Source organism: Capnocytophaga sp. oral taxon 329 str. F0087 (assembly GCF_000213295.2).
In the GTDB taxonomy this organism is placed as follows: domain Bacteria; phylum Bacteroidota; class Bacteroidia; order Flavobacteriales; family Flavobacteriaceae; genus Capnocytophaga; species Capnocytophaga leadbetteri_A.
Window position 1 is genome coordinate 15,862 of sequence record NZ_KN390021.1, and the last position, 7,686, is coordinate 23,547.

Here is a 7,686-nt window from a genome sequence, read left to right on the forward strand (position 1 = left end):
TGTGTAAGGGACAGAAACCCTTTTTTTCTCTCTTTCAGATTGATGGTATACACTTCGCCTGCGCGGTTCATATCATTGCGCATTACCACTAATAGGTTACCGCTTTGTCCTACTATACTACCCACATCATATATCCCTTTAGTAAGCTGCTTAGGGGTAGTGTCTTTGCCATAAACATCTACTACAAACAGCTGTTCAGTGCCTTGAGTAGGAGCGATTAGGTAAATCTGCTTGCCATCATTACTCCAGCGGTAGCTGAATACTGTGTTATCCCATTGAGCAGTGAGGTTAATGCGCTTACCGTCTTTTAGTATATAGAGGTCATTCTTGTCAGATTCATTCCCATCGTGTGCCATACTTAGCCACGCTAGTACACCCTCTTTATTATACTGTGGGTTGGTATCGTACCCCATCATTCCCTCCGTTAGGTTTCGGGTTTTCATTGTGTTGAGGTCATACTCGTATATATTGGTATTAGTACTGAGCACATACTCTGTGCCTTCTTTGGCTTTGGTAACAAATAGCACTTTCTCCCCATCAGGGCTCCATATATAGTCTTCCTCCCCTCCGAAAGGCATTTGAGGACAGTAGAACGGCTGTCCCTCCATTAAATCTCTTTGGTTGCCCTCAGCGTCCTCTATAAACACGTGGTTGTATTTGCCTTCATTCCACGTATCCCAATGGCGGTGGTCTAAGCTACTATACAACCTCCCTGATGATTTTTCCAAGTCGGCATAGAAGTCTTTGCCCAATACAGGGGCTACTTTCACCTCTTTATGTATGACCTTCACCAAGCTCTCTTTTTTGATAGGGTTGTATTTTGCCGTAGCACGTTCTACTTCCTCCTCGCTTATCGGTATAGGTACACCTCCTTTTACGGCTAATTTGTAGTATTCTTTGCTAAAGGTGTTTTCTGCCATATTAGGCGTACTCACGCTTAGCAATACATATTGCGTATCCTGACTGAGCCCAACGGCACTCACTCGGTGTAGTTGCCATAACTTTTCGGGAGTAAGAGGCTGTTGCGCTTGTAAGCTGTTAAGTGTCATAATAGTAATTAAGGAGATAAGATGTTTTTTCATATTATTTATTGTATTGACGGCTAAATACTAATTTCATAATAAACTGATAACTCTCTACCAAAAATGCTCTGATTTCTTTTAATACAAAACCAATACCTGATTTAATAACAGGTTTCACTCGGTTATAAATAAAAGAAAGCCACACACATACCGCTATAAAAGCAGGAGCACCTAACACCACTTGATAAGGTTTTAGGCTACCACCAAAATGCTGTAAGAGTCCGTGAGAGGTGATGCTGCCGTAGAGCACAAAGCAGTGTATCACATAGATAGAAAGGGTGTTTTGTCCGATACTTTTGATAAGCTTAGAAGTTATCACATTGCGCATAAGGGCAAAGAAACCAAAGACTAACAGTACATTGCCTAAGCGTAGGTAGGCAAAATCCTCCATAAGCCGAGCGAAGAAAGTAGCGTGGTTGATGTAATACAATTGTTCTACTATATAATGTGAAGCCCATAACAGAAAAGCCCCTACTGTTAAGAATAGCAGAATAGCATTGCGGTACAAATGAGGGTGTGCTTTATAACGCTGAAATAGATAGCCCATAAAACCTCCGAAAGCTACATAGCCAAACCACGGAAAGATAGGGAAGAAGCTGCCGTGTGCTCTGGTGAAATAGTTAGCAATAGGTAAAGGTAAAAAATCAAAAGTGAGGCTTTTGTAGAAAGGCTCAAAAGTAAAAGCCAATAGGGTAGTGCTGAGCAGTATGGTAGGCATTACCCACGCCTTGCGGTTATATGATAGCAAATAAGTAGTGATGAGCAGCAAGAGCGAAAGTCCTATGCAGTGCAATACATCTACACTTTGGAAGCTCATACGCAAGAAGTACGCTATACCTATGAGCATCAAGCCGCGTCTGATACCTTTCTTCACACGCGGATTTTGCCAACCTATTTTGGTAGCATCGCTCTCTTTTACTAATAGAAAAGTGAAGATAAAGCCCGAAACGGTGAAGAATACAGGGGCAGTAATACCAGTGCAATAGTGCCAAAGCCAGTAGATAAAATTGTTATCATCGCGATAACGGTCGGCTAAAAGCCCCCCTACGAAGTGCCCTTGTAACATCATACAGATAGCAAAAGCACGAATTACATCTATAAAGTCAAGTCTGAATTTTTTTACGTTTTCCATAAATCAATATGATTATTCACGCGGCAAAAGTACAAAACTATTCATAATAGACCAATTATTATATAAAAAAACTTTGCCAAAGTACTGATACTCTGGCAAAGTGATAAATATTTAAGTGTAAATATTTTATAAAGAAGGTCTTGTTTTTTTCTTTACAGCTCCTATAATAGCCCCCAATACAAGTCCGCCTATACCCCCTGAAATAAGAGGTGAAAGGAAAGTCTTCAAGAGTGAAGGTTTGTGTTTAGCCATTTCATCTGTGAATGTCTTTAATTGTTCTTCAGATAAGCCCATAGCACTCATTTTTTGTTCAACAAGATCTATAGTTCTTTGGTAATAGTCAGGGTCTATTACAGTAGTGTAGAGTACTTGATAGAAAGCTAAGATTACCCCAGCTATTAAGCCTACTACAGCTCCGACTTTGATAGCTTCGCCTACTGTTAGGAAGCCTTCATTTCCGTTCTTGTACTGCTGAATAGCTGCAGCTATAAACCATACTGAGATGGCAATACTTATTACCGTAGTAAGCACACTCATACCAGCGCTACCTGAATATAGTAATCCTGTAGCATATAGTAGTACTTGATAGGCAATACCTACGCCTCCTAATAAAAGTCCATTTTTAAGGACGATGTTTTTAAAATCTGCTTTTGTCTCCATAAGTGAATTATTTATTTGTTAATGGCACAAAAATACAAAACGTTTTTTAAATAGCAAGTAAATTAGCAAAAAAAAATACCACGCCTCTTTTTTATAAGGCGTGGTTTAAGTTAAAATGATATTGAAATGTGTTGTGTAGCGGTCACACGTTATTTCTTATTTATTTTTTAATAAATCTCTGATTTCAGCCAATAACTCTTCTTGAGTAGGGCCTGCTGGTGCTGCTGGAGCCTCTTCTTGTTTCTTCTTTAGTTTGTTGATACCTTTTACAAGCATAAAAAGTACAAAAGCTACAAATAAGAAGTTGATAACAGCGGCAAGGAATTTACCATAAGCTACCCCATTCCAAATAAGCGCATCTAATTTATCTACTTGTGCCGCTTTTAGTGCAGGGGTCAATAATAGAGGGGTGATAACATCTGCTACTAATGATGATACGATAGCACCAAAAGCTGCACCGATAATCACACCTATTGCTAAATCAACTACGTTGCCCTTTACGGCAAACTCTTTAAATTCTTTTAAAAATCCCATAATGATTTAAATTTTTAGTTTACTTGTTTAAAATTAAGGGGCAAAGATACTACTTTTTTTTGAATAACAAAGAGAAAAGGGACGAATTTCACAACTGTCCCTTTTCGATCACTAACTAAAAAACTCAATCACTATACTTATTTTCAGTATTTTAGGGGGTTATACCGTCATACTGAATATTTTGGTTTCTGGCATTTTTCGCTGTAGTCGTAGGTCAAATGCCATACAGATGTTTCTAATAAATTTCTTTCCTTCATCGGTTACGTCTATCTGCTTTTCGCTTATATGCAGTAGTCCGTCTTTTTCCATCTCGCTGAGCTGCTGTAGCACTTGGTCTATTTCAGCAAACTGTAGTTCGGGTTGTGCCCACGAGGTAGTGAATTGGCACATCAGGTTGAGTATATGTCGCCTGATGATTAAATCTTCAGGGTTTAAGATGTGCCCTTTGCATACCGGTATTTCATTCTTTTCAAGTCGCTCGTAATAGGCTTCTAAGTCCTTTTCGTTTTGAGCAAAACCATACCAACTATCGCTGATAGCCGACATACCTAAGCCTATCATCACTTGGGTTTTAGAAGCGGTATAACCCATAAAGTTGCGGTGTAGCTGGTGCTGCTCAAAGGCGCGATACATACTATCGGTAGGCAGTGCAAAGTGATCCATACCTATTTCGGCATAACCTACTTGTAGTAATCGCTCTTTACCCTCTTCGTACAACTGACGCTTTACTTCTCCGCTCGGTACATCTTCATCTTTAAAACCTCGTTGCCCATTACCTTTTATCCACGGTACGTGGGCATAGCTGTAGAAAGCAATACGGTCAGGGCGTAGGGTGTTGCTCTTATCGATAGTATAGAGCACATCGTCTAAGGTCTGAAAAGGCAACCCAAATACTAAATCGTGACTTACAGAGGTATAGCCAATCTCGCGTGCCTGATCGGTTACACGTTTTACATTCTCAAAGGGCTGTAGGCGGTGTATGGCTTTTTGTACTTTTTCAGAATAGTCTTGCACGCCGTAGCTTACTCGCCTAAATCCTAAATCATACAATAATTGCAAATGCGCTTTAGAGGTATTGTTAGGGTGCCCTTCAAAGCTAAATTCGTGCTGCTCTGCTATATCAGCTCTTTCAAAAATGCCTTCTATCAGTCGTTTTAGTTCTGAAGGTTTGAAGAAAGTAGGAGTACCACCACCTAAGTGTATTTCTTTTATCAGTGGGCGTGCAACTAAAACATCAGTATATAGCTGCCACTCTTTTAGCACAGCGTCTATATAAGGAGCTTCCACCTCGTGCCGTTTGGTGATGCGCTTATGGCAACCGCAGAAGGTACATAAACTCTCGCAAAAAGGCAAATGTATATATAAGCTAATCCCCTCATTCGCATTACTTTCATTATATGAGGTTACTAAACTATCTAACCATTTTTCAGTAGAAAAACTATCATTTTCCCAATAAGGTACGGTAGGATAACTTGTGTACCGAGGCCCTGCTACATTGTATTTCTGAATGAGTGATATTGCCATTTCTTTATTAAAATCGCTGCAAAGGTAATAAAAAAAACTTAAATACGAAACTTTTGGTAGTTAGATTGCTTCTACATTTATATCAGGATTGCCTAACTTGTTTTTCAGTATTGCTTCTATACCTTTTTTGAGCGTTTGTGTAGAGGACGGACAGCCGCTGCACGCACCTTGCAGAAGCACTTCTACGTGATGGGTGTCGGGCTGGTATGATATAAACTGTATATTGCCCCCGTCCGAGGCTACAGCAGGTTTTACGTGCTCTTCTATGATAGCTACTATCTGTTGCGATATAGGGTCAGTCGTTACTTTTGATAACAAATGAGCCTGTACTGCCGTTTGCCACTTCTTTACTTCGGAAATGTTAATCACAGTCTTCTCTGCTGCCAGATAGTCTTTGATAAAGGCTCTTAGTCGTGGGCTCTCCTCTTCCCAGTCAGCAGTGTCGGTTTTGGTAACCGATATATAGTCGTTGTCAAAAAAGACTTCAGTTATAAAAGGGAATGCCTGAAAAAGAGCTTGTGCCAAAGGAGCTTCTGCTGCCTCTGTAGCCGATTTGTACTCTATAATGGTGGGTACTAAACGCTTGTTAGCTACAAATTTCATCACAGCAGGGTTAGGAGTGGTTTCGGTGTAAAGGCTGACCTCTACAGGGGTGCGCCCACTATCGTTATTTACTAAGGGGCGTCCTGACTGTAGATAGACTGCTATCTGCTGGGCAACCTCTTCTTGTACATCTTTCCACTCTATAATAGGAAAGCGCTTCAGGGCGATGAAGTTGCTCGATATATAAACCGTTTTGATAAAAGGTAAATAAAAAAGCTCTTTGGCTAACGGAGCGTTTTTAGCTTCATCAACATTTTTATACTCATAACTGCCTTTTACTAAAGGTCTGTTAGCTTCAAGTTTTATGATGTCGGGGTTAGCGGTGGGCTGTACTGTTAGGGTTATAGCTGTCATTCTTAAGTGTCTTTGCGCCCAAAATCGGCAGGATTTTCGCCCCACGCTTGGGTTTCCCATTTTAGGATGGGGTTAGGGTAAGTGTTTTGGTGTAGCCACTTCTCGGCACGGGCTATCAGCTCAAATATTTTTTCATTATGGGGGGTATGGGGTACTTTGGTTTTGCATACCTTTTGGCGCACCCAATTCATCGCTATTTTGCTGTCGGAATAGATAGGCAGACTTAGGTTGCGCTGCTTTAGAAAAGCTAAAGCGTGTACGATAGCCAAAAACTCGCCTATGTTATTGGTGCCATCTTTCATAGGCTGTAACCTAAATATCTCGGCTTGGGTCTGGGTATCAACCCCTCGGTATTCCATTATCCCAGGGTTGCCACTGCAAGCCGCATCTACAGCTATTGAAGGCAGTATCGGGTTGCCAATGCGCTGCCGCTCTAAGGGCGATAGAGTAGGGGGGGCAGCCGTGTTTTTACCTTTGTATAGCTCAAAGCTCTCACCAAAGGCTTTTTCAGCCATTGCCTGACTCTCAAAACTCTTGAACTTAGCATAAGGATAGCCCTCAACGGCTTTCTTGCACTTATCCCACGAACTAAAGATACCCGTTTGGTGTCCTTCCCATACTACATAATACTTCTTTTTCGACATTGTATGTTAAAGTCGCTACTAACTTTTTACTATCACAAGGGTGTAGGTGCCATTGCTCAATTCATAGGTATCGCCCACTACTTTTACCCTAAAAGCGCCTTGCAGCTTAACATCGTCTATACCCTTTGAGGTAATAGTTACCGTTTGCCCTTCGGCAAGGGTAGCCAATGGCTGTGGAGTGCTTATAGTTACGTACTGTGTTTTCATTTTGGCAATACTTTCGGTTAGCCATACAAAGTTGGCTTTTCTGGCAGCATACCCTACCGCCAATACCTGCTGCCCTTGCGCATTGTACAAGCCTTGTAGGCGTGAGGTAGGTGCAGGGGTGCTGATAGCTAAGTTTATCCGTATTACTTCATTTTGGTAAGTAATGACTAACTGGGTAGCTACTGTGGGCTGCTGGTTCACTTTTAGGGTAACGTGCTTACCGTCTTTATGTACTGTTACTGCCTGCTGTGCCGTAGTAGGACTTACGGTAGCGGTATAGGCATCGTTAGGCACCTCAATAGTGAGGGTAAGGGTAGCCCCTACGGTAGCAGCAAGGGTAGTGCCCTCCTTTAACTCGGTACCATCAGCTTGTTTCACTACCAAAGTAGTGCTGGGCTGAGGTTGTGGAGTAGGAGGGGTTGGCGTTTTTTCTTCGTCTTTTTTACAGCCTGTAACTACTAAAGCAAGTAGTAATAAAGCTGTTGCAATATAGTGTTTAAAACTATTCATTGTGATGTTTGTTAATAAGTTAATTCTTAATTTTTACGGTGATACTGAAACGTACTTCTGTCCATCCTGCTGTATTAGTAGGCAAGGTAGCTACTAACACAAAGGTACCCGACTGTGTAAAGGTAAGGCTGTTAGCTTGTAGCGTTGCGGGAGCTACGCCAAGTACCTTACCAGTGGCATCGGTAAAGTGGTAACGTATTTGCGATGCGTTTATGTTACCTAAATGCTCCCACTGACTGATATTAATAGCGGTGCCTTGCGTTATTTCGGTAGGGAAGTCCTTAATGTAAGGAGGAAACTCCTCAGCTGGTGGAGCAAGAGGTGCTTGCGCTTCTACTTTTACTTGTACGGTAAAGGTTTTCTCACCGGCTTTGGCTTCGATAGTGGTTTCGCCGGCTGCTATAATGGTTACCTTGCCATTGCTATCTACTTTTAC

General features: G+C 41.4%; 9 protein-coding genes. All 9 read right to left on the reverse strand.

Annotation, left to right across the window (positions count from 1 at the left end):
• The coding region (locus HMPREF9074_RS08535; protein ID WP_369700499.1) for a TolB family protein at positions 1 to 1,082 on the reverse strand (1,082 nt) is incomplete at its 3' end.
• 1 nt (position 1,083) lies between these two features.
• Entirely contained in the window at positions 1,084 to 2,214 is a 1,131-nt protein-coding gene (locus tag HMPREF9074_RS08540) for a heparan-alpha-glucosaminide N-acetyltransferase domain-containing protein (protein WP_009389158.1), read from the reverse strand.
• Positions 2,215 to 2,340: 126 nt separating this feature from the next.
• The gene (locus HMPREF9074_RS08545; RefSeq protein ID WP_009389159.1) at positions 2,341 to 2,874 is read right to left on the reverse strand and encodes a DUF4199 domain-containing protein; all 534 of its coding nucleotides are present in this window, start codon (positions 2,872 to 2,874) and stop codon (positions 2,341 to 2,343) included.
• A gap of 156 nt (positions 2,875 to 3,030) precedes the next feature.
• Complete coding sequence (gene mscL, locus HMPREF9074_RS08550) at positions 3,031 to 3,408, reverse strand: large conductance mechanosensitive channel protein MscL (RefSeq protein WP_009389160.1); 378 nt, start codon at positions 3,406 to 3,408, stop codon at positions 3,031 to 3,033.
• 159 nt (positions 3,409 to 3,567) lie between these two features.
• The gene (gene hemN / locus HMPREF9074_RS08555) at positions 3,568 to 4,932 is read right to left on the reverse strand and encodes an oxygen-independent coproporphyrinogen III oxidase (RefSeq protein ID WP_009389161.1); all 1,365 of its coding nucleotides are present in this window, start codon (positions 4,930 to 4,932) and stop codon (positions 3,568 to 3,570) included.
• Between the two features lie 60 nt (positions 4,933 to 4,992).
• Positions 4,993 to 5,889: a NifU family protein gene (locus tag HMPREF9074_RS08560; RefSeq protein ID WP_009389162.1), complete on the reverse strand. Its 897-nt coding sequence runs from the start codon at positions 5,887 to 5,889 to the stop codon at positions 4,993 to 4,995.
• A 2-nt stretch (positions 5,890 to 5,891) separates the two neighbouring features.
• Positions 5,892 to 6,533 (reverse strand): ribonuclease H1 domain-containing protein, encoded by a 642-nt coding sequence (locus HMPREF9074_RS08565; protein WP_009389163.1) that lies wholly within the window; start codon positions 6,531 to 6,533, stop codon positions 5,892 to 5,894.
• Between the two features lie 18 nt (positions 6,534 to 6,551).
• Positions 6,552 to 7,250, reverse strand: a complete 699-nt coding sequence (locus tag HMPREF9074_RS08570) for a hypothetical protein (RefSeq protein ID WP_009389164.1) — start codon at positions 7,248 to 7,250, stop codon at positions 6,552 to 6,554.
• A gap of 19 nt (positions 7,251 to 7,269) precedes the next feature.
• Positions 7,270 to 7,686: hypothetical protein (locus tag HMPREF9074_RS12400; protein WP_034540287.1), on the reverse strand; the 417-nt coding region annotated here is incomplete at its 5' end.